This is a genomic window from Pseudomonas jessenii, from assembly GCF_002236115.1.
Lineage (GTDB): Bacteria > Pseudomonadota > Gammaproteobacteria > Pseudomonadales > Pseudomonadaceae > Aquipseudomonas > Aquipseudomonas jessenii.
Genome location: NZ_NIWT01000004.1, coordinates 425,337 through 446,800, shown reverse-complemented (window position 1 = coordinate 446,800; position 21,464 = coordinate 425,337). Strand labels below are relative to the sequence as shown.

General features: G+C 60.7%; 15 protein-coding genes. 13 read left to right on the top strand and 2 right to left on the bottom strand.

The window, feature by feature from the left end; genetic code table 11:
* The first annotated feature begins 223 nt into the window (after nt 1-223).
* The 5 genes from PSJE_RS15105 to PSJE_RS15085 all read left to right on the top strand — a co-directional run bounded on the left by PSJE_RS15105 (nt 224) and on the right by PSJE_RS15085 (nt 5,556).
* On the top strand, nt 224-1,261 hold the full coding sequence (locus tag PSJE_RS15105; RefSeq protein WP_090453323.1) for an ABC transporter ATP-binding protein: 1,038 nt from the start codon (nt 224-226) through the stop codon (nt 1,259-1,261).
* A gap of 1 nt (nt 1,262) precedes the next feature.
* A complete protein-coding gene (locus PSJE_RS15100) occupies nt 1,263-2,210 on the top strand; it encodes an ABC transporter permease (RefSeq protein ID WP_057716220.1) in 948 nt (315 codons plus the stop codon).
* Nucleotides 2,200-3,009 carry an ABC transporter permease gene (locus PSJE_RS15095; protein ID WP_057716221.1) on the top strand — a complete coding sequence of 270 codons (810 nt, stop codon included), beginning with the start codon at nt 2,200-2,202 and terminating at the stop codon, nt 3,007-3,009. The genes PSJE_RS15100 and PSJE_RS15095 overlap by 11 nt, the downstream gene beginning before the upstream one ends.
* Nucleotides 3,010-3,185: 176 nt before the next feature.
* A complete protein-coding gene (locus PSJE_RS15090) occupies nt 3,186-4,610 on the top strand; it encodes a gamma-aminobutyraldehyde dehydrogenase (RefSeq protein WP_090453321.1) in 1,425 nt (474 codons plus the stop codon).
* Nucleotides 4,611-5,049: 439 nt separating this feature from the next.
* Nucleotides 5,050-5,556 carry a BRO-N domain-containing protein gene (locus PSJE_RS15085; RefSeq protein WP_090453319.1) on the top strand — a complete coding sequence of 169 codons (507 nt, stop codon included), beginning with the start codon at nt 5,050-5,052 and terminating at the stop codon, nt 5,554-5,556.
* 150 nt (nt 5,557-5,706) lie between these two features.
* Here PSJE_RS15085 and PSJE_RS15075 read toward each other — a convergent pair whose 3' ends face one another.
* Entirely contained in the window at nt 5,707-5,892 is a 186-nt protein-coding gene (locus PSJE_RS15075) for a hypothetical protein (protein WP_090453315.1), read from the bottom strand.
* A 415-nt stretch (nt 5,893-6,307) separates the two neighbouring features.
* On the opposite strand from PSJE_RS15075, the gene PSJE_RS15070 reads away from it, so the two are divergent.
* The 7 genes from PSJE_RS15070 (at nt 6,308) to aauR (ending at nt 14,856) form a co-directional block, all read left to right on the top strand.
* On the top strand, nt 6,308-7,936 hold the full coding sequence (locus PSJE_RS15070; RefSeq protein WP_057716224.1) for a glucan biosynthesis protein D: 1,629 nt from the start codon (nt 6,308-6,310) through the stop codon (nt 7,934-7,936).
* A 277-nt stretch (nt 7,937-8,213) separates the two neighbouring features.
* Entirely contained in the window at nt 8,214-9,128 is a 915-nt protein-coding gene (locus PSJE_RS15065) for a glutamate/aspartate ABC transporter substrate-binding protein (RefSeq protein WP_046041277.1), read from the top strand.
* 194 nt (nt 9,129-9,322) lie between these two features.
* Nucleotides 9,323-10,069 carry an amino acid ABC transporter permease gene (locus PSJE_RS15060; RefSeq protein WP_057716225.1) on the top strand — a complete coding sequence of 249 codons (747 nt, stop codon included), beginning with the start codon at nt 9,323-9,325 and terminating at the stop codon, nt 10,067-10,069.
* Complete coding sequence (locus PSJE_RS15055) at nt 10,069-10,740, top strand: amino acid ABC transporter permease (RefSeq protein WP_057716226.1); 672 nt, start codon at nt 10,069-10,071, stop codon at nt 10,738-10,740. Before PSJE_RS15060 ends, PSJE_RS15055 begins: the two co-directional genes overlap by 1 nt.
* Complete coding sequence (locus PSJE_RS15050; protein WP_057716227.1) at nt 10,737-11,471, top strand: amino acid ABC transporter ATP-binding protein; 735 nt, start codon at nt 10,737-10,739, stop codon at nt 11,469-11,471. Before PSJE_RS15055 ends, PSJE_RS15050 begins: the two co-directional genes overlap by 4 nt.
* Before the next feature lie 158 nt (nt 11,472-11,629).
* The gene (gene aauS / locus PSJE_RS15045; protein ID WP_090453313.1) at nt 11,630-13,531 is read left to right on the top strand and encodes a two-component sensor histidine kinase AauS; all 1,902 of its coding nucleotides are present in this window, start codon (nt 11,630-11,632) and stop codon (nt 13,529-13,531) included.
* Nucleotides 13,528-14,856: a two-component response regulator AauR gene (gene aauR, locus PSJE_RS15040; protein ID WP_090453312.1), complete on the top strand. Its 1,329-nt coding sequence runs from the start codon at nt 13,528-13,530 to the stop codon at nt 14,854-14,856. Before aauS ends, aauR begins: the two co-directional genes overlap by 4 nt.
* Nucleotides 14,857-14,986: 130 nt before the next feature.
* On the opposite strand, the gene PSJE_RS15035 is transcribed toward aauR, so the two are convergent.
* Nucleotides 14,987-16,018 carry an alpha/beta fold hydrolase gene (locus PSJE_RS15035; protein ID WP_090453310.1) on the bottom strand — a complete coding sequence of 344 codons (1,032 nt, stop codon included), beginning with the start codon at nt 16,016-16,018 and terminating at the stop codon, nt 14,987-14,989.
* Between the two features lie 206 nt (nt 16,019-16,224).
* On the opposite strand from PSJE_RS15035, the gene PSJE_RS15030 reads away from it, so the two are divergent.
* Nucleotides 16,225-21,441, top strand: coding sequence for a dermonecrotic toxin domain-containing protein (locus PSJE_RS15030; protein WP_090457754.1), 5,217 nt, complete (start codon nt 16,225-16,227; stop codon nt 21,439-21,441).
* Nucleotides 21,442-21,464: the final 23 nt, after the last annotated feature.

Below are 21,464 nucleotides of genomic sequence, written 5' to 3'. Positions count from 1 at the left end.
CGAGGGGGCTTGCCCCCGTTGGAGGGCGAAGCCCTCCCCTAGTCCGTCACTGCGGTCTGGCAGACCGCGCCCACCGTTTTCAGGGCTGCTGCGCAGCCCAACGGGGGCAAGCCCCCTCGCCACAGTCAGTATTCCAGCCACACATGCGCGAACACGATTCAGTTTTTTCAGAAGTCCAGGCAGGGCCGCTGCGACGGCCTTCGCCTTTTTGGAGCATCGCACCATGACGCTTGCAGTCCAGTTCACCAACGTTTCCCGTCAATTCGGCGAAGTGAAAGCCGTAGACCGGGTTTCCATCGACATCCAGGACGGCGAGTTTTTCTCTATGCTGGGGCCGTCCGGCTCGGGCAAGACCACCTGTTTGCGCCTGATTGCCGGTTTTGAACAACCGAGCGCGGGCTCCATCCGTATTCATGGCGAGGAGGCCGCCGGCCTGCCGCCGTACCAGCGCGACGTGAACACCGTGTTCCAGGATTACGCGTTGTTCCCGCACATGAACGTTCGCGACAACGTCGCCTACGGCTTGAAAGTCAAAGGCGTCGGCAAGGCCGAACGTCTCAAGCGCGCCGAAGAAGCCCTCGACATGGTCGCCCTCGGTGGCTACGGCGAGCGTAAGCCGGTACAACTCTCCGGCGGTCAGCGCCAGCGTGTGGCCCTGGCCCGCGCCCTGGTCAACCGTCCACGGGTGCTGCTGCTCGACGAACCCCTCGGCGCCCTCGACCTGAAGTTGCGCGAGCAAATGCAGGGCGAGCTGAAGAAGCTGCAACGCCAGCTCGGCATCACCTTCATTTTTGTCACCCACGACCAGACCGAAGCGCTGTCGATGTCCGACCGCGTGGCGGTGTTCAACAAGGGGCGCATCGAACAAGTCGATAGCCCGCGCAACCTGTACATGAAACCGGCCACCACCTTCGTGGCGGAATTCGTTGGCACCTCCAACGTGATTCGCGGCGAGCTGGCCAAACAGTTGAGTGGCAATCCGCAACCGTTCTCGATTCGCCCGGAACACGTGCGCTTCGCCGAAGGTCCGCTGGCCAGCCACGAGATTGAAGTCAGCGGTTTGCTGCATGACATCCAGTACCAGGGCAGTGCGACTCGCTATGAGCTGAAACTGGAAAACGGCCAGACCCTGAACATCAGCAAGGCCAACAACCAGTGGCTGGACACCAGTGCACAGCACCAGACCGGGCAGCGCATCAGCGCACGCTGGGCGCGCGAGGCAATGATTCCGCTGCACGATACCGTTGCAGGCGGGGTGTGAGATGAGCACCTTGGCTATTTCTCAAACCTCGTCAGGCGGCTCGCCGTTGCGCAGGTTTTCCAACCTGCTGTATCGCCGGCCGAACCTGTACCTGTCGATGCTGCTGGTGCCGCCGCTGCTGTGGTTCGGCGCGATCTACCTGGGTTCATTGCTGGTCCTGCTGTGGCAAGGTTTCTACACCTTCGATGACTTCACCATGGCGGTCACCCCTGACCTGACCCTGGCGAACTTTACCGCGCTGTTCCAGCCGTCGAACTTCGACATCATCCTGCGCACCCTGGGCATGGCGATTGCCGTATCGATTGCCAGCGCCATCGTCGCGTTCCCGATTGCCTACTACATGGCGCGCTACACCACCGGCAAGACCAAGGCGTTTTTCTACATCGCAGTGATGATGCCGATGTGGGCCAGTTACATCGTCAAGGCCTACGCCTGGACACTGCTGCTGGCCAAGGGCGGCGTGGCGCAGTGGTTCGTGCAGCACCTGGGGCTGGAGCCGGTCCTGCAGTTCGTACTGGGCATTCCGGGAGTTGGCGGCAGCACTTTGTCGACCTCACACATGGGGCGTTTCATGGTGTTCGTCTACATCTGGCTGCCGTTCATGATCCTGCCGATCCAGGCCTCGCTGGAACGCCTGCCGCCTTCGCTGCTGCAAGCCTCCGCCGACCTCGGCGCCAAACCGCGCCAGACCTTCATGCAAGTGATTCTGCCGCTGTCGATCCCGGGCATTGCCGCCGGCTCCATCTTCACCTTCTCGCTGACCCTGGGCGACTTCATCGTGCCGCAACTGGTCGGCCCGCCCGGCTACTTCGTCGGCAGCATGGTGTATGCCCAGCAAGGCGCGATCGGCAACATGCCGATGGCCGCTGCTTTCACCCTGGTGCCGATCGTGCTGATCGCCATTTACCTGTCCATCGTCAAACGACTGGGGGCCTTCGATGCACTCTGACAAAGCTTCCCTGGGCCTGCGCCTCGCCGCCTGGGGCGGGTTGGTGTTCCTGCACTTCCCGATCCTGATCATCTTCCTGTACGCCTTCAATACCGAAGACGCGGCGTTCAGCTTTCCGCCCAAGGGTTTCACCTGGAAGTGGATCGGCGTGGCGTTCTCGCGGCCGGACGTGCTCGAGGCCATCAAGCTGTCGTTGCAGATCGCCTCGATTGCCACCCTGATCGCCATGGTCCTTGGCACATTGGCTTCGGCCGCGTTGTACCGCCGGGACTTCTTCGGCAAACAAGGCATCTCGCTGATGCTGATCCTGCCGATTGCCCTGCCGGGGATCATCACCGGGATCGCATTGCTGGCGACCTTCAAGACCCTGGGAATCGAGCCGGGGATGTTCACCATCATCGTCGGCCACGCGACCTTCTGTGTGGTGATTGTCTACAACAACGTCATCGCCCGCTTGCGCCGCACCTCACACAGTTTGATCGAGGCCTCGATGGACCTCGGCGCCGACGGCTGGCAGACCTTCCGCTACATCATCCTGCCGAACCTCGGCTCGGCATTGCTGGCCGGCGGCATGCTGGCGTTCGCCCTGTCGTTTGACGAAATCATCGTCACCACCTTCACCGCCGGCCATGAACGCACCCTGCCGCTGTGGCTGCTCAACCAGCTCAGCCGCCCACGGGACGTGCCGGTGACCAACGTCGTGGCGATGCTGGTGATGCTGGTGACCATGCTGCCGATCCTCGGCGCCTATTACCTGACCCGTGGTGGCGAAAGCGTGGCCGGCAGCGGTGGTAAGTAACTGACAACTCAATTCCCAATGTGGAAACCGGAACCTGTGGGAGCGAGCTTGCTCGCGATGGCTGACTGACATTCAACATTGATGTTGCCTGACACACCGCTATCGCGAGCAAGCTCGCTCCCACAGGGGGTCGGTTTCCACCGAGAAAAAACAACAGTTCCGAAGAGGGCAAAGCCATGCAAACCAAACTCCTGATCAACGGCCAACTGCAAAGCGGCGAAGGCCCCGCCCAACCTGTGTTCAACCCGGCGCTGGGTAGTGTGCTGGTGGAAATCAACGAAGCCAGCGAAGCCCAGGTCGATGCCGCCGTGCGCGCCGCCGACGCTGCGTTCGACAGCTGGTCGCATACCCCGCCGAAAGACCGCTCGCTGCTGCTGCTCAAACTCGCCGATGCCATCGAAGCCCACGGCGAAGAACTGGCCAAACTGGAATCGGACAACTGCGGCAAGCCTTACAGCGCTGCGCTGAACGACGAGATCCCGGCAATTGCCGACGTGTTCCGGTTCTTCGCCGGCGCCAGCCGCTGCATGAGTGGTTCAACCGGTGGCGAGTACTTGCCGGGTCACACCTCGATGATCCGCCGAGATCCGGTGGGCGTGATCGCCTCCATTGCGCCGTGGAACTACCCATTGATGATGGTCGCCTGGAAAATCGCCCCGGCCCTCGCCGCCGGTAATACCGTGGTGCTCAAACCGTCGGAACAGACTCCGCTGACAGCCCTGCGCCTGGCTGAACTGGCGTCGGATATCTTCCCGGCCGGCGTACTCAACCTGGTGTTCGGCCGTGGTCCTACCGTCGGCAGCCCATTGGTCACTCACCCGAAAGTGCGCATGGTGTCGCTGACCGGTTCGATTGCCACCGGCTCGAACATCATTTCCAGCACCGCCGACACCGTCAAACGCATGCACATGGAACTGGGCGGCAAAGCCCCGGTGATCATCTTCGACGACGCCGACATCGATGCCGCCGTCGAAGGCATCCGCACCTTCGGTTTCTACAACGCAGGCCAGGACTGCACCGCCGCCTGCCGCATCTATGCCCAGGAAGGCATTTACGACAAGTTCGTGGAGAAGCTCGGCGCCGCCGTCAGCAGCATCAAGTACGGCTTGCAGGATGATCCGTCGACCGAACTCGGCCCGCTGATCACCGCACAACACCGCGACCGCGTTGCCGGCTTCGTCGAGCGCGCCATCGCCCAGCCGCACATCCGCTTGATCACTGGCGGCAAGGCGGTTGAGGGCAATGGTTTCTTCTTCGAGCCGACCGTGCTGGCCGATGCGCAGCAGGATGACGAAATCGTCCGCCGCGAAGTGTTCGGGCCAGTGGTGTCGGTAACCAAATTCACCGATGAAGCCCAAGTGCTGGGCTGGGCCAACGATTCGGACTACGGCCTGGCCTCCTCCGTGTGGACCACCGACGTCGGCCGCGCCCATCGCCTGTCAGCGCGTTTGCAGTACGGCTGCACCTGGGTGAATACGCACTTCATGCTGGTCAGCGAAATGCCCCACGGCGGTCAGAAACTGTCCGGCTATGGCAAGGACATGTCCATGTACGGGCTGGAGGACTACACCGTTGTGCGGCATGTGATGTTCAAGCACTAAAGCATCGCGAGCAGGCTCGCTCCCACATTTGGAACGCATTCCCCTGTGGGAGCGAGCCTGCTCGCGATGGCGCCACCGCCACACTGCAAACAGTAAATTCCTACAGATTCAGCCTGCCTGAAAAACCCTCGATTCCTACAACAAGCGTCGCCAGAGTAGACTTGGCGCCGCGAGCGCCTGACCGATAGGCTTTGTTCCGTCGCTGCCAAATCAGCGGCCCGGAGTCGAAGCCGGAACAAGTCAAAACGGTGCTCGTGTGCCCCCATAGAACTGTGGCTGTTTTATGCCTTCAGTTCTGCATTATGGCGGGCCGTGTGGCGCGGGCCTTTCGGCTTCCGTTTTGACTTGGAAGTGTCCCGACTTCGAACGCCACTCGGTCCGCCACCCAACCTGTCGAAGGGTTGGTGGCGACTTTCCAGGCCAAAACGGAAATCACACCATGCCAATGCATCCTCTAAGCTCGCCTCTTCCCTATTTCGATCCCACCGTCTTCACCCGCCACAACCGCTTCCTCCACGCCTTCATGCAAGACAACCAAGCCTGGTTCTGTGTTCAGGACCTTGGGCGCCTGATGGGTAAACCCCTGAATGAACGGCTCACCCTGAAACTCGACTCCGACCAACGTCGCACCGTCTGGCTGCGCAAAGACGGCAAAACGGTCGAAACCCTGATGGTCAGCGAATCAGGCATGTACGCCCTGTTGGTTCACCACTTCGTCCCGGAAAACCGCAACCTGCGCCAATGGCTGAGCAACGAAGTCATACCTTCGCTGCGTGATGCGAAATCAGAGCCTGTGGAGAACCTGCCAAGCCTGAGTTCCTTGAATTGGGCCGGAGTTTCGGTGCCCTTGCTGCATTACCAGCACCACGCCTGGATCAAGTGGCGAGACATGCCTGAGTTGATGCAGGTGCAGCGCCCCTTCCCAATCGCTGGCACTTGCCGTTGAAGGGATAAATCGAGCCGATCAAAAAGGGAAACTGTAGGAGCGAGCCTGCTCGCGATGGACTCAAAGACACCGCGTACATCCAGAACGGACGCGTCATCGTTAACGAACATCGCGAGCAGGCTCGCTCCTACATTACTGCTCCAGGTCCACTCAAAACCTCGAAACACTCCTCATCGCATCCACCAGATACCGCATCGCTATCCGGTCACTCTCCGACAACTCGCGATAGCGCTCCACCAGCTTCATCTCTTCGGAATTCAATCGACGTCTTCGCCGGCCAGTGGAAAGGCACGGAAAGATTCCCAATATTTCGGTGATGCCTTGTACTTTCGACATGGACGATGTCCTTCTCTACGTCAAAGAAATCTTCAGAAACCGCATCGCCCTCACCCTTTTTCAGCAGCGCCTCATGCCAACTGAACCGCACCGGCCCGAAGGGCATAAACCGGTCATGTGCACAGAATAGAAATAATCCGGGCGCTGAAAAGCGGTTTTTAGAGTAATTAGTCGAAAAAAGCAGAAATGCCCTCTAAATCAGAAACCCCTGTCGGAATTGTTTCCCGACATGTCTTGTTTCATTGCCGAGCCAGCGCAGTGCCATCAATCAATTTTGCTCCGCATTCGAACGGTTTAAGCTGTCGGGCATCTGTTTATAAGTCCGTTGCGTTTGGCCGAAGGCATGTCCGAACCGATATTTCTGATCCAGCACGTGCCAGGAACGGCGCGGGATTGCTCACGACAGGTTGTATTTATGCACCGCAGGAACTTGCTCAAAGCCTCCATGGCCATCGCGGCCTACACCGGTTTGTCCGCCACGGGCCTGTTGGCCGCCAAGGCCTGGGCCGCCAGCGGCGGCACCGCTGATGGCGAGGCCACCGCGTTCGATTTCGAGGCGCTGAAGCTCCAGGCCAAACAGCTCGCCAGCAATCGCTACCAGGACACCAAGCAACAGTTGCCGCCGACCCTGGCGACCATGACCCCGCAGAACTTCAATGCGATTCGCTACGACGGCAATCATTCGTTGTGGAAAGAAAACAAGGGGCAGCTGGACGTGCAGTTCTTCCACGTCGGCATGGGGTTCAAGCAGCCGGTGCGCATGTACAGCGTCGATCCGAAAACCCGGATGGCCCGCGAGGTGCATTTCCGCCCGTCGCTGTTCAACTATGAAAACACCACGGTCGACACCGCACAGCTCAAGGGCGACCTGGGTTTCTCCGGCTTCAAGTTGTTCAAGGCCCCGGAACTGGACAAGCACGATGTCGTGTCCTTCCTCGGCGCCAGTTACTTCCGTGCGGTAGACGCCACCGGCCAGTACGGTTTGTCGGCCCGCGGTCTGGCGATCGACACCTACGCCAAGAAACGCGAAGAATTTCCCGACTTCACCAAGTTCTGGTTCGAGACTCCGAACAAGGACAGCACCCGCTTCGTGGTCTACGCCCTGCTCGACTCGCCGAGCGCCACCGGTGCCTACCGCTTCGATATCGACTGTCAGGCCGAGCGCGTGGTGATGGAGGTCGATGCCCACGTCAACGCACGCACCGCCATCGACCAGCTAGGCATCGCGCCGATGACCAGCATGTTCAGTTGCGGCACCCACGAGCGCCGGATGTGCGACACCATTCACCCGCAAATCCACGACTCCGACCGCCTGGCCATGTGGCGCGGTAACGGCGAGTGGATCTGCCGCCCGCTGAACAACCCGGCCACCCTGCAATTCAATGCCTTCGCCGATACCGACCCGAAGGGCTTCGGCCTGGTGCAGACCGACCACGAGTTCGCCAGCTATCAGGACACCGTCGACTGGTACAGCCGTCGCCCGAGCCTGTGGGTAGAACCGACCACGGCGTGGGGCGAAGGCTCGGTCGACCTGCTGGAGATCCCGACAACCGGCGAGACCATGGACAACATCGTCGCCTTCTGGACGCCGAAGAAACCGGTGGCGGCCGGCGACTCGCTGAATTACGGCTACAAGCTGTACTGGAGCGCATTGCCGCCAGTCGGAACGCCGTTGGCACGGGTCAATGCGACCCGCTCCGGCATGGGCGGCTTCACCGAAGGCTGGGCGCCGGGCGAACACTATCCGCCAGTCTGGGCCCGTCGTTTTGCCGTGGACTTCACCGGCGGCGGCCTGGACCGCTTGCCTGAAGGCACAGGCATCGAGCCTGTAGTCACTTGCTCGAACGGCGAGGTCAAGGATTTCAGCGTTCTCAAGCTCGATGACATCAAGGGCTACCGCATCCTGTTTGACTGGTACCCGACCAATGACAGCGTCGAGCCTGTCGAACTGCGCCTGTTCATCCGCACCAACGACCGCACGCTGAGTGAAACCTGGTTGTACCAGTACTTCCCGCCAGCACCGGACAAGCGCAAATACATTTGATGATCGGGTAGCACCCTGCCACCATTCGGTTTTCCGAACGCGACCTGCGGGTCGGTTCGGTTAACCGGATCATCTCAGTGAAATCCCAACGCAAAAAATATTTAATTTCCTTATAAATCAATTCTTTGACCAATTCACACTGGTCTGGCACGAGTCATGCTCTACACTTCATCGACGAATGTCCTTTGCGCCGACTCATCGTAGCGCTCAGGTGTTTTGCAGCACAAAAGGGCCGGTGAACTGGCTCCATAAAAAAAACAAAGTCGAGGAAAATTTGATGCGCATCGTTCCCCATATCCTGGGCGCAGCCATTGCTGCCGCTCTGATCAGCACGCCAGTTTTCGCCGCCGAACTCACCGGCACCCTGAAGAAGATCAAAGAGTCCGGCACCATCACCCTGGGCCATCGCGACGCTTCCATTCCGTTTTCCTATATCGCGGATGCTTCCGGCAAACCGGTCGGCTACTCCCACGACATCCAGCTGAAAGTCGTCGAAGCGCTGAAAAAAGACCTCGACATGCCGAACCTCCAGGTCAAGTACAACCTGGTGACTTCGCAAACCCGTATCCCGCTGGTGCAAAACGGCACCGTGGACCTCGAGTGCGGCTCCACCACCAACAACGTCGAGCGTCAGCAGCAAGTTGACTTCTCCGTTGGCATCTTCGAAATCGGTACTCGTCTGCTGTCCAAGGCCGACTCCAAGTACAAGGATTTCCCTGACCTGGCCGGCAAGAACGTCGTGACCACCGCTGGCACCACGTCCGAGCGCATCCTCAAGGCGATGAACGCCGACAAGCAGATGGGCATGAACGTCATCTCCGCCAAAGACCACGGCGAGTCCTTCCAGATGCTGGAAACCGGCCGCGCAGTGGCCTTCATGATGGACGACGCCCTGCTGGCCGGTGAAGCAGCCAAGGCCAAGAAGGCAAGTGACTGGGCCGTTACCGGCACTCCACAGTCCTACGAAATCTACGGCTGCATGGTGCGCAAAGGCGACGAGCCGTTCAAAAAGGCTGTGGATGACGCCATCAAGGCCACCTACGCATCGGGCGAGATCAACAAGATCTACGAAAAATGGTTCATGCAACCGATCCCGCCAAAAGGCCTGAACCTGAACTTCCCGATGAGCGACGAACTCAAGGCCCTGATCGCCAAGCCGACTGATAAAGCGGCTGACGACAAGAAGTCCTGATTTCTGACTAACCTTATCTCCTGAGAGGGCCCTGGCCCTTTCAGGAGGTGGTCACTTCCTGCTGGCATTTTTTGGAAACACTCGAACCGGTGGCTGTCGAGCCGGGAGCGTGTGCCTGATCGTAAAGGTCGGGCGGGAACGGAGCTTCCCCCAAGCGGGCACTTGTACATCGATTGAACTGAGGGGAGACCCTAATGAATTACAACTGGGACTGGGGCGTGTTCTTCAAGTCCACCGGCGTGGGCAGCGAGACCTATTTCGACTGGTACGTGACCGGTCTGGCCTGGACCATCGGCATCGCCATCGCGGCCTGGATCATCGCCCTGACACTGGGCTCGATCCTGGGCGTCATGCGTACCGTGCCGAACCGCATCGTATCGGGCATCGCCACCTGCTACGTCGAACTCTTCCGTAACGTGCCGCTGCTGGTTCAGCTGTTCATCTGGTACTTCCTGGTACCCGACCTGCTGCCGGCCGACCTGCAAGAGTGGTACAAGCAGGATCTGAACCCGACCACCTCGGCCTTCCTCAGCGTCGTGGTGTGCCTGGGCCTGTTCACTACCGCCCGGGTTTGCGAACAGGTGCGCACCGGTATCCAGGCCCTGCCAAAAGGCCAGGAATCCGCGGCTCGCGCCATGGGTTTCAAGCTGCCGCAGATCTACTGGAACGTGCTGCTGCCCCAGGCCTACCGGATCATCATTCCGCCGCTTACCTCGGAATTCCTGAACGTCTTCAAGAACACCTCCGTGGCCTCGCTGATCGGTTTGATGGAGCTGCTCGCGCAGACCAAGCAGACCGCCGAGTTCTCCGCCAACCTGTTCGAAGCCTTCACCCTGGCAACGCTGATCTACTTCACCCTGAACATGAGCCTGATGTTGCTGATGCGCGTGGTCGAGAAGAAAGTCGCCGTACCGGGCCTGATTTCCGTAGGGGGTAAATGATGGAATTCGACTTCTCGGGCATCATCCCGTCCCTGCCGGGCCTGTGGAACGGCATGATCATGACCCTCAAGCTGATGGCCATGGGCGTGATCGGCGGCATCATCCTCGGCACCATCCTTGCCCTGATGCGCCTGTCCCACAACAAAGTGCTGTCGAACATCGCCGGCGCGTACGTTAACTATTTCCGCTCGATCCCCTTGCTGCTGGTGATCACCTGGTTCTACCTGGCGGTACCGTTCGTGCTGCGCTGGATCACCGGCGAAGACACGCCGATCGGCGCGTTCGCCTCGTGCATCGTGGCCTTCATGATGTTCGAAGCGGCGTACTTCTGCGAAATCGTCCGCGCCGGTGTGCAGTCGATTCCCAAGGGCCAGATGGGCGCTGCCCAGGCGCTGGGCATGTCTTACGGCCAGATGATGCGCCTGATCATCCTGCCGCAGGCGTTCCGCAAGATGACGCCACTGTTGCTGCAACAGAGCATCATCCTGTTTCAGGACACCTCGCTGGTCTACGCCGTCGGCCTGGTGGACTTCCTCAATGCTTCGCGCGCCAGTGGCGACATCATTGGCCGCTCCAATGAGTTCCTGATTTTCGCGGGTCTCGTGTACTTCATCATCAGCTTTGCCGCCTCGCAGCTGGTCAAGCGTCTGCAAAAAAGGTTCGCCGTATGATCTCTATCAAAAGCATCAACAAGTGGTATGGGGACTTCCAGGTACTGACTGATTGCAGCACCGAGGTCAAGAAAGGCGAAGTGATCGTGGTGTGCGGGCCATCCGGTTCCGGCAAGTCGACCCTGATCAAGTGCGTCAACGCCCTGGAACCGTTCCAGAAAGGCGACATCGTGGTCGACGGCACCTCCATCGCCGACCCGAAGACCAACCTGCCGAAACTGCGTTCGCGCGTGGGCATGGTGTTCCAGCATTTCGAGCTGTTCCCGCACCTGACCATCACCGAAAACCTGACCATCGCGCAGATCAAGGTGTTGGGCCGCAGCAAGGAAGAGGCCACCAAGAAAGGCCTGCAACTGCTCGAGCGTGTCGGTCTCTCGGCCCACGCCCACAAGCACCCGGGCCAACTGTCCGGTGGTCAGCAGCAGCGTGTGGCGATTGCCCGTGCGCTGGCTATGGACCCGATCGTCATGCTGTTCGACGAACCGACCTCGGCGCTCGACCCGGAAATGGTCAACGAAGTGCTCGACGTGATGGTGCAACTGGCCCACGAAGGCATGACCATGATGTGCGTGACCCACGAAATGGGCTTCGCCCGTAAAGTGGCCGACCGCGTGATTTTCATGGACCAGGGCAAGATCATCGAAGACTGCAAGAAAGAAGAGTTCTTCGGTGACATCAATGCCCGCGCGGAGCGTACGCAGCACTTCCTCAACAAGATTCTGCAGCACTAAGAGCTGTACGCCCCTCCCCTGTAGGAGCGAGCTTGCTCGCGATGTACTCAAAGGCACCGCGTACATCCAGGATGAACGCGTCATCGCTGACGACCATCGCGAGCAAGCTCGCTCCGACAGATAGGCGGGCAAGCGCTGGTTGACCCAAGGCATCTGTGATGAAATGCGACCCCACTCTTTATCGCGCCACGTCGCCATCACTCGCCGTGAAACCCCGTCTGGTTCGTCATTTGTTCCTGCCGCCACTGATCATCGCCATGATGATCGGCCTGGGCTATATCGGCTTCTGGATCAGTGAGCACTACGGCATCCGCAGCCTCAGCGAAAACGGCCAGCGCCAGCTGGAACTGCACGCGCGCGCCGTCGAAAGCGAAATCAGCAAATACACCTACCTGCCCAGCCTGCTGGAACTCGAAACCAGCGTTTCGCAGTTGCTGGCCGACCCGACTCCGGAATACCGGCAGACGGTCAACGATTACCTTGAAGGCCTGAACCGGCGCAGCCGCAGTCGGGCCATCTACGTGATGGACACCACCGGTCGCGTCATGGCCACCAGCAACTGGCGCGATGTCGACAGTTACCTGGGTGAAGACCTGTCCTTTCGCGCCTATTTCCAGAACGCCGTGCGCGGTCAGCCGGGGCGTTTCTATGGCATCGGCAGCACCAACGGCGAACCCGGTTACTACCTGGCCCATGGCCTGGAAGAACACGGCAAGATCATCGGCGTAGCCGTGGTCAAGGTCCGCCTGGAAGCCATGGAAGAGCGCTGGCAACGGGCTCGCCTGGAAGCCTTCGTCAGCGACGAAAACGGCATCATCATTCTTTCCAGCGATCCGGCACGGCGCTTGAAATCGGTGGTGCCGCTGAGCGAAGAAACCAAGGAAAAACTCGCCCGCAGCCTGCAGTACTACTGGTTCCCGCTCAACGAACTGCAGCCGCTGGCCCGGGAAACCCTGTCCGAAGGCGTGGAAAAACTCACGTTCCCGGCCAACAGCGAGCTGGTGTCCGACGATGAAAACATCAGCTATCTGGCGCAAACCCGGCCGTTGAGCGATACACCGTGGAATTTCACCCTGCTCACGCCACTCCAGGACTTGCGCCGCGAAGCGATCAACCAGGGGATCCTGGTGGCCGTGGCGTTTGCCCTCCTGGCGTTCCTTTTGATCGCCTGGAACGAGCGGCGCAAGGTGATCGCCACCCGCCTCGCAGCCCGGGAAGCCTTGCAGGAAGCCAACAATCAGCTGGAGCGTCGGATTACCGAACGCACCACCGACCTGCGCGCCAGCAACGAACGGCTCAAGGGCCAGATCCGCGAACGCCGGCTCGCCGAAGAGACTTTGCGCCGCGCCCAGGATGAACTGGTACAGGCCGGAAAACTCGCGGCCATCGGCCAGATGTCCACCAGCATCGCCCACGAACTGAACCAGCCGCTGGCGGCGCTGCGCACCTTGTCCGGCAATACCGTGCGCTTCCTCGAACGCGGCCAGCTCGACGTGGCCAGCACCAACCTCAAGACTATCAACGAATTGATCGACCGCATGGGCCGGATCACCGCCAGCCTGCGCTCGTTCGCCCGGCGCGGAGACGACAAAGGTCAGGCCTGCCTCGGCAAAGCGGTGGACGCGGCCCTGCAATTGCTAGGCGCCCGGGTGGAAAATATTCAGCTGCAATTACACCGCGACTTCACCGATGTGCAGGTGCAGATCGACCAGACCCGCCTGGAGCAGATTCTGGTCAACCTGATCGGCAACGCCCTCGACGCCATGCAAGCGCAGCCGCAACCCGAGCTGTGGCTCGAAGGCGAAACGTTCGATGGCAAATACCGCCTGCGGGTGCGTGACAACGGCCACGGCATCGACGCCGAAGCGCGCAAGCACCTGTTCGAACCGTTTTTCACCACCAAACCCGGCGAACAGGGCCTGGGCCTGGGCCTGACCCTTTCCGCCAGCCTCGCCGCCGCCACCGGCGGTCACCTGGGTGTCGAGCACCCGGCCAGCGGTGGTACTGCATTCGTCCTCAGTTTACCGTTGGTAAGCCCCACTCTCGCCGAGCCAATATGAACAACGACCTTAGTGTATTGATCGTCGAAGACGACCCCCATGTGCTGCTCGGCTGCCAACAGGCGCTGACCCTGGAAGACATTCCCTGCATTGGCGTGGGCAGCGCCGAAGAAGCCCTGGAGCGGGTCGGCGACAACTTCGCCGGCATCGTCGTCAGCGACATTCGCCTGCCGGGCATCGATGGCCTGGAACTGCTGACACGACTCAAGGAGCGCGACCGCAGCCTGCCGGTGGTGCTGATCACCGGACACGGCGACATCTCCATGGCCGTCGGCGCGATGCAGAAAGGCGCCTACGACTTCATGGAAAAGCCGTTCTCCCCGGAGCGCCTGGTGGACGTGGCCCGCCGCGCACTGGAGCAACGCAGCCTGGCGCGGGAAGTCTCCTCGTTACGTCGGCAACTGGCCGAGCGTGACTCCCTCGAAGGGCGGATCATCGGCCGTTCGCCAGCCATGCAGAATTTGCGCGAACTGATCGCCAACGTCGCCGACACCTCGGCCAACGTGCTGATCGAGGGCGAAACCGGCACTGGCAAAGAACTGGTCGCTCGTTGCCTGCATGACTTCAGTCGGCGCCACACCAAACAGTTCGTCGCACTGAACTGCGGCGGCCTGCCGGAAAACCTGTTCGAAAGCGAAATTTTCGGCCACGAGGCCAACGCCTTTACCGGCGCGGGCAAACGGCGGATCGGCAAGATCGAACACGCCGACGGCGGCACGCTGTTCCTCGACGAAGTGGAAAGCATGCCCCTGCCCTTGCAGATCAAACTGCTGCGGGTATTACAGGAACGCACCCTCGAACGCCTCGGCTCGAACCAGAGCGTGGCGGTGGATTGCCGTGTCATCGCAGCGACCAAATCCGACCTCGTCGAGTCGAGCAAGACCGGCGAGTTCCGCAGTGACCTGTATTACCGCCTCAACGTGGTGACCTTGGAACTGCCGCCGCTGCGCGAGCGCCGCGAAGACATCCTGCAATTGTTCGAACACTTTTTGCAGCAGTCGTCCCTACGCTTCGACCGCACGGTGCCGGAGCTGGACAACCAGACCGTTTCGAACCTGATGAGCCACGACTGGCCGGGTAACGTGCGTGAATTGCGCAACGTTGCCGAGCGCTTTGCCCTGGGCCTGCCGGCGTTCAAGAAAACCGGTGCCGGTGGCGGCAATCAGGGTCTGGCCTTTGCCGAAGCGGTAGAAGCGTTCGAGCGCAATCTGCTCAGCGACGCCTTGCAACGCAGCGGCGGCAACCTGACCCAGGCCAGCCAGGAACTGGGCATGGCCAAGACCACTCTGTTCGACAAAGTGAAAAAGTACGGCCTGAGCCATTAGGGGGCTTGCTCAAAGCGACCCAGAACCTGTGGGAGCGAGCTTGCTCGCGATGGCGCCGGGCCAGTCGACATCATCGTTGGCTGAAACACCGCAATCGCGAGCAAGCTCGCTCCCACAGGTGATCGGGGGGTTACAGGAGGTTGCGATCGGCCACAGGCTCGATCTGCGCCCAATGTGACGTGTCTTCTCGGTGCTCGCGCAAGTACGGCAAAACCGCCGCCAGCAATGGCGCCTTGAACGCCTCCTGGAAACGATGGGCCAGGCCCGGAATCAAGATCAACTGACTGCCGCGCAGATGCGCCGCCAGATGCACCCCGTGCATCACCGGCAGCAGCGGGTCGGCGGTGCCATGCACCACCAGCGACGGCACCCGCAACTGATTGAGCAGGGTTACCCGGCTCGGCTCGGCGAGAATCGCCATGATCTGGCGTTTCACGCCCTCGGGATTGAACGCCCGGTCATAGGACTGCGCCGCCTGATGCAGCAACGCCTGGCGATCGTCGGTCACTATCGGGCTGCCCAGCGCCGCCAGCAGGTCGGCCTGTTGCTCCAGGGCCACTTCGCGGTTCGGTGCGCCGCGCCGCGCCAACAACTGCACCAGCGCCGCACTCGGGGCCGGCAAGCCTTCGGCGCCGGAGGTGGTCATGATCAGGGTCAGACTCTCGACCCGTTGCGGTGCCATGGCAGCCATGTGCTGGGCAATCATGCCGCCCATGCTGGCGCCCAACACGTGGAATTGATCGATGTGCAAGGCGTCCATCAAGCCCAGGCCATCGTCGGCCATGTCGGTCAGCGAGTACGGTGACGACACCGGCAATCCGAGTTTGTAGCGCAGCACTTCGAAGGTCAGGTTGGCGTCGGCCGGTGCTTGCCGCCAGGTCGACAGGCCGACATCGCGATTGTCATAGCGGATCACCCGGAACCCCTGCTGGCACAAGGCGACAACCACCTCGTCCGGCCAGTGAATCAATTGCCCGCCCAGCCCCATCACCAGCAGCAATGCCGGATCCGACGCACGGCCAATGCTCTGGTACGCCAGGCTTACCTGGGCCAGATCCACCCGTTCGGTCGGAACATTGACATCGCAACGAGACGCCGCCAATGACGGCAGGCCGAATAAAAAGGCGGCCAAAAAAACAAATCTTGATAAGAAAACACGCATGAAGAAACACCAAAACGCAGAACCCCAGTAGAGCGCGAGTCTGATGAAGTTTGTTCAAGCGCGCTGCCACAGTTACGTGACAGTTTGATGAAGAGTGCCGGACGGTCATCAGACCAGACAGCGGCACGCGATAACTATGTACCACCATGCCGCTTCTCGAACGAACTTTAATGGCCCCGATTTTTCACCCATCGGAGTCCTTCTTCATGCACGAATCACCTGCCGCACCGCTGGCCGACTTCGGCCTCGTCTCCTCATTGGCCCAAGACACGGATGAAAACCTGTACCTGAGCGCCTCGGCGCGCTGGAACGACTGCCGCGATCAATGGCTGGCCCTCATGGCGCAAAACCCTCAAGCCACCTTGACCTCGAACTGGTGGCAGGCACGCGCACGCGGTACCGACGTTTCACGCCAGGCACAGGCCCTTCGCTTGTATCGCCAGCATTTCGAAGCGTCGTGCCAATTGGCATTTGCCCAAGGCACCTTGAATGCCGAGCAGCTCGGCGTACTGCTGGATCTCGTCAACCCGGCAGCGCAGACAACCTCCGCCGAGATCCTGATTTACGTCGAGACCCTGTCGCTCAGGGGCAACAGCGGTCTGACTGACGAACTGCCGGGTGCCCTGGTCATTACCCGCAATACCGACCAACCGGTCACCCAGTTGCTGTATCTGCCGTCTCGGCAAGCGCCCTGGATGACCTTTGAAAATCGCAACAGTCTGGAACGCTGGTTGACCCAGCAGCAACCTGAACCCGAGGGCAGCCGCGTCACGGTCGATTACACCGTATTGGACACCCCGCAGCTGACGAAAAGTGGGGAGTCCCTTTTAGCGGGATTGGCCGCAGCCCCTGCCGAGCGGCAACGCAACGACCGTGTTTTTGCCTCGCCCACCGACCTGCCCCTGCCGGATACAAGCAACGACATCGCCCCGTTCGGGCAACTGAGCCCCGACGTTCCCTTCAGCCTGCGCCACAGCGCTTTAGTGCAACAGCAAACGGCACTGCAAAACTTTCTGGGGCTGGACTTTGCAGGCACCACCGACGACCCGCGCATGCAGAGGCTGCAACAGCAATTCGACGCTCTGCGCGCCGCCGAACAGGCCAGCAGCGAGGCCGCAAGTGCCCTGTTAAGCGCCGACGATGCACCGCAACTGCTGGAACTGCGCCACTCGTCGGGCACACATTACAAGGCCCTGTACCAGGCGCGCCTGAGTGGCCTGCGTGCCGAAGCCGACCTGCAATTGAACCTGAATCAGATCAGCAGCGATGAATATCAGTGGCTGACGGCCGTGCTCGACGCGCCCGAAAAACCTCGACCGGTCGATGTGGTGGTCGCCCGACTGGTGTTGACCGCGACTGACAGCGAAGGCGACACCCTCCGCACGCAGACCCAGGAGCTCGACGGTGTACTGCTGTTTGCCCGGCCATCGGCATTGCTGCCGTCCGCCAGTGACAGCGTGTTGCTCTACTGGCCCGGACATTTCGGCGGCCTGCAACGGTTCGCCTCCCGCCTGGCACTGGAGCAGAAGATGTTCAGGCAGCCGGCCAACGAGGACACGCAAGCGCTGCAGCTTTTGCCGTTGGCCGGCAACCCGTTCGAGTACGCCCTGCAAACCCAGCTTCACAGTTGTGAACAGCATGCGACGCGGCTGATGACCGCCAACCCCGTGCCCTCCCATGCTGGTCAACGCGCGGCGGAACTGGAAAAACTGCGTGAACAGACGCTCGCCCGCCTGACCGTCCCCACTGTCTCCGCGCGGGAGCTGGCCTTCGCACAAATCGTCGAGCAAAACCGCAGCGCCACGCTGGCAACACGCTTGCCGTCGTCCCTCAGCGCACTGTCCGCGGCCGAACGCGATCGGCTCAAGGCGTTGTTCACCGCCTACATCGCGGCGATGAAGCGCTCCCATCAACTGCTTGAACGGGAACTGCCACTGCGCGAGTCATTCAGCAAAAAGGCTATCGACGCCCGCCTGCGCAAAGACTTCGCCCTGACGCAAAACGTTGAAGTGTTGCTGGACATCCCCGACACCACCACGTGGCGCAAGGTGCTGATCGAGGGCGCAGCGCCGGGAACACCGCAAAAGAATGTACTGACCGGCAGCGAACAGCGCAGCTTGTTGTCCCTCGCCGAACTGGCGCAAGGCAATATCGATCAGTCGATGTGGTATCGGGTGTCGTTGATGCGGGTCCAGATCAGCGGCGCCGACGAGGCGCAACGGCAGAAACTGAAAACCGGCATCACCCAGGACTACCTGCGCAACATGGTCACCGAGCTGGATCTGGCCGGGAAATACGAAAGGCTGATTCGCGAGACCTTCCTTGGCGCCCCTAGCGCCTCGGCCTTCAGCAATGAATTTCGTCGTGAATGCCTGAACGAACCGTGGCGGCTGATGCTCCAGTTGCACGGCGAATTCGCCGTGCTGGCCAAGGACATCGACGTCTCGGGCCAGCGCGTGCTGCAGATCGCCATCGACGCCAACAGTCGTGAAGCCTTTGCGGTCGACGGCAAGCGCATCGTGTTGTTGCCCGCGCACCTGACCGTTGGCGGCACGGACACGCCGGGCGAGGGGCCGAGCACCCTGGCCGGGGTGACTTTTATCGTCGAGCAGATCAGCGGCCTGACCCTGCTCTATCGGCCTGACTGCCCCGATGGGGTGTTTGTGCGTCAGTTCGACAGCCTTGAACAGGCGCGGACGTTCCTCTTCAACCAATGCCTGAACAGCACGATGGTCAACTACCTGGCCGGTCGCGCCCTGACCGGGGAATTTGCCTCGCACGTCAGCCGGATCAACCAGGCCCGGGTGAAAAACTTCGATGCCCTGATCGGCGTCGGCACCGCCTGGCCAGCCAGTACATCCCTGGCAGCGCATCTGCTCAATGTGCATATGGGCCGTTTGCTGGAGGCGCATCGGTCGACATCGCGCTCCAACGATGCCTTGTATCTGGAGCACGTCGCGCTGCGCTCCGGGGCCATGTTCAACTACTTGAAAATGGCGCTGGGCGTCGTGCCTTTCATCGGTACCGCCATTGCCCTGTACGACGCCTGGAACAGCACCAATCAGGCAGCGGCGGCCTTCCTGCGCGGTGATGTCGGCCATGGCCTGGCCGAGGTGGAAGCCGTGTTGCTGTCGTTGATCGACGCTGCCATGGATGTACTGCCCGTTGTTGGCGCCACTTCCAGTGCCGCGCGCGCCGCCACTCGCGGGCGACAATTGCGCGCCCTGACCAAACAACCGGGCGCCTTGCAGGTCTCGACCCCGCAGCAGGTCCGACGCACCCTCGAACGCTTCAGGGGCTATGAGTACGAACACGAGATTTCCTTCGCCGGCCTGCAACCGGGCACCGAAGGGATTTATCGCAACGTTTATCGCCACGCCGACGGCGACTTCATGGTCAGCCAGGGTCGTATCTATCGCATCGAATTGACCGACAACCCACCGCAATGGCGCTTGAGTGCAACCAGCACCCGAACCTACAAACAACCCATCGCCCTGGATGAAACCGGCAACTGGAAAACCCATTATGCGGTGTACGGCACCGTGACGGCAGGAGGCGGAGCCGGTGGCGGCGCGGTGCTCGGCCACATGGCTGACGGCCTCGACCCGCTCTGGCCCGCCGCCATTCGCCGCTGGCTGCCACGCTGGTGGACGGATCGGGCGTTGCGACGCCAGTTGACGCTGACCAACACTGCCGATGCCTACTCCCGGCGCATCGGGACCCAGACCCGCAGTTCCAACACTGTGCTGGAACATTACTTCAGCCTTGACCGGGAGCAGCGCCAACCGCTTCGAGCCAATGCCGACATTCTTTGCGTGAACGACATCGAGCTGGCGCAGGCCCAGTACCTGAACCTTGAAGAACTGATGCTGATCAGCCACGGCCGCAGACGCATGCTGGTCGAAGATGCTCAAAGCCGCTGCGCCTGGGTCATCGTCGACCGATGGGTACGGCGGATCGCTTTGGTCAAGGAGCGCCTGGTGGAACACCTCAACCGCATCGATCAAATGATTGCCCGTTCGGAGGCCACGCCGTTCAGCAATACCACCGCACACATTCAACTGATGGCGCAACGCAAGGAAATCCGAATCGAGTTTCTCAAGGACTTCGACCGGCTTCACACTCAGGTCGCAGAAGCCAATCGATGGAACGGACGGATCACCAACCGCGTGCAAAAATCAAAGATGGCCCCGGATATGGCCACGGTTAACGAAAAATTCAGCGATGCCAACTACTACTATCTGAAAACGGCAAATGAGCTGGAGATCATCACTCACTACAACGCCGTCACCGACCAGTCCTGGGTCTACTTTCACGTACAGTTGAAACAGGCCCGCGACAAGGTCGGGCGAGCGCTGCTGACCCAACATCAATTGCCTGAAGTACAGGCCACGTTTACCCAGCGCAACAAGGTGCTCGAAGATTGCCTGGCGACCTATGCCGAATTTCGTCGCAACCTCGGGGCCTGGTCCCTGGGTTATCCGCAGCATCTGGATCTGGAGCAGGTCACGGCGTTTCTCGACAATCTGGCAGAAGTCGAAGCGGCGGCTCGTCATGCCATCAAGACTCGCCCGTCCAAAAGTGCGAAAGCGGTAAATGCGTCAAAGCAGCTGTTCGAGACGGAAGACAATCAGTTGCTCATCGGCATCGCCAGCACGGATACCGCAACCCGCCAACAGCGCTTCACCGTCGAGGGTGCAAATGGGTTCAGGGAAACCTGGCTACCCCGTTCCTCCAGCGGCAAATATCACCTCAGCGAGCCCGTGGCGCCTGCGCCAACGGAACTTGTGACCGATATCATGCCGTTACTGGTGGAAGCCAGGAAACGGCTCGGCACCGTGGACGCCTACAAAAGCAAAGTCGAAGGCTACGCCCGTCAGGACATGTTGCCGGTCGATCTGGAACACATGATGATCAGTGAAGCTGCGGAACTGAACATGCGAGCCCGGGCCATCGAACGCCTGTCGCCCACGGAGACGGTCGCGCTGCAATTGCGCAATCGCGCGAATGAATTGACTCGTGCCGGCCGCACGTTGCGTATTGAGCAGACCCTGAACAGCAAAACCCCGACCGAGGGCTATCTGGACTATCTGCTTGAACAACGTGTGGTGGACATCCGCAAGGAGGGCGGCCTGCGCGACCTGGGCAAACGCACGGATGGACGCAGGGATTTCCTCCAGGAGTACGAGGTGCGCGACCTGCGTAGCGAACCCGCGCAACCCCTGTGGTACGCACACTTCCACTACACCTCGGCCAAGCCCCAGTTCAGCGACTTCGTCAAAGGCCATCTGAAACTGCCGGAACAACGCAACCTGGGCCTGCAATGGCAGAAGGACGTGGCCGCCAGTGGCGGTACGGTCGAGGCAATCTGGCGCGGAGACATTGGCAAACCGCTGGGCAACAAACACTTTTCCTCGCTGTAAAGTAACAACGGCGGAGCATGCCA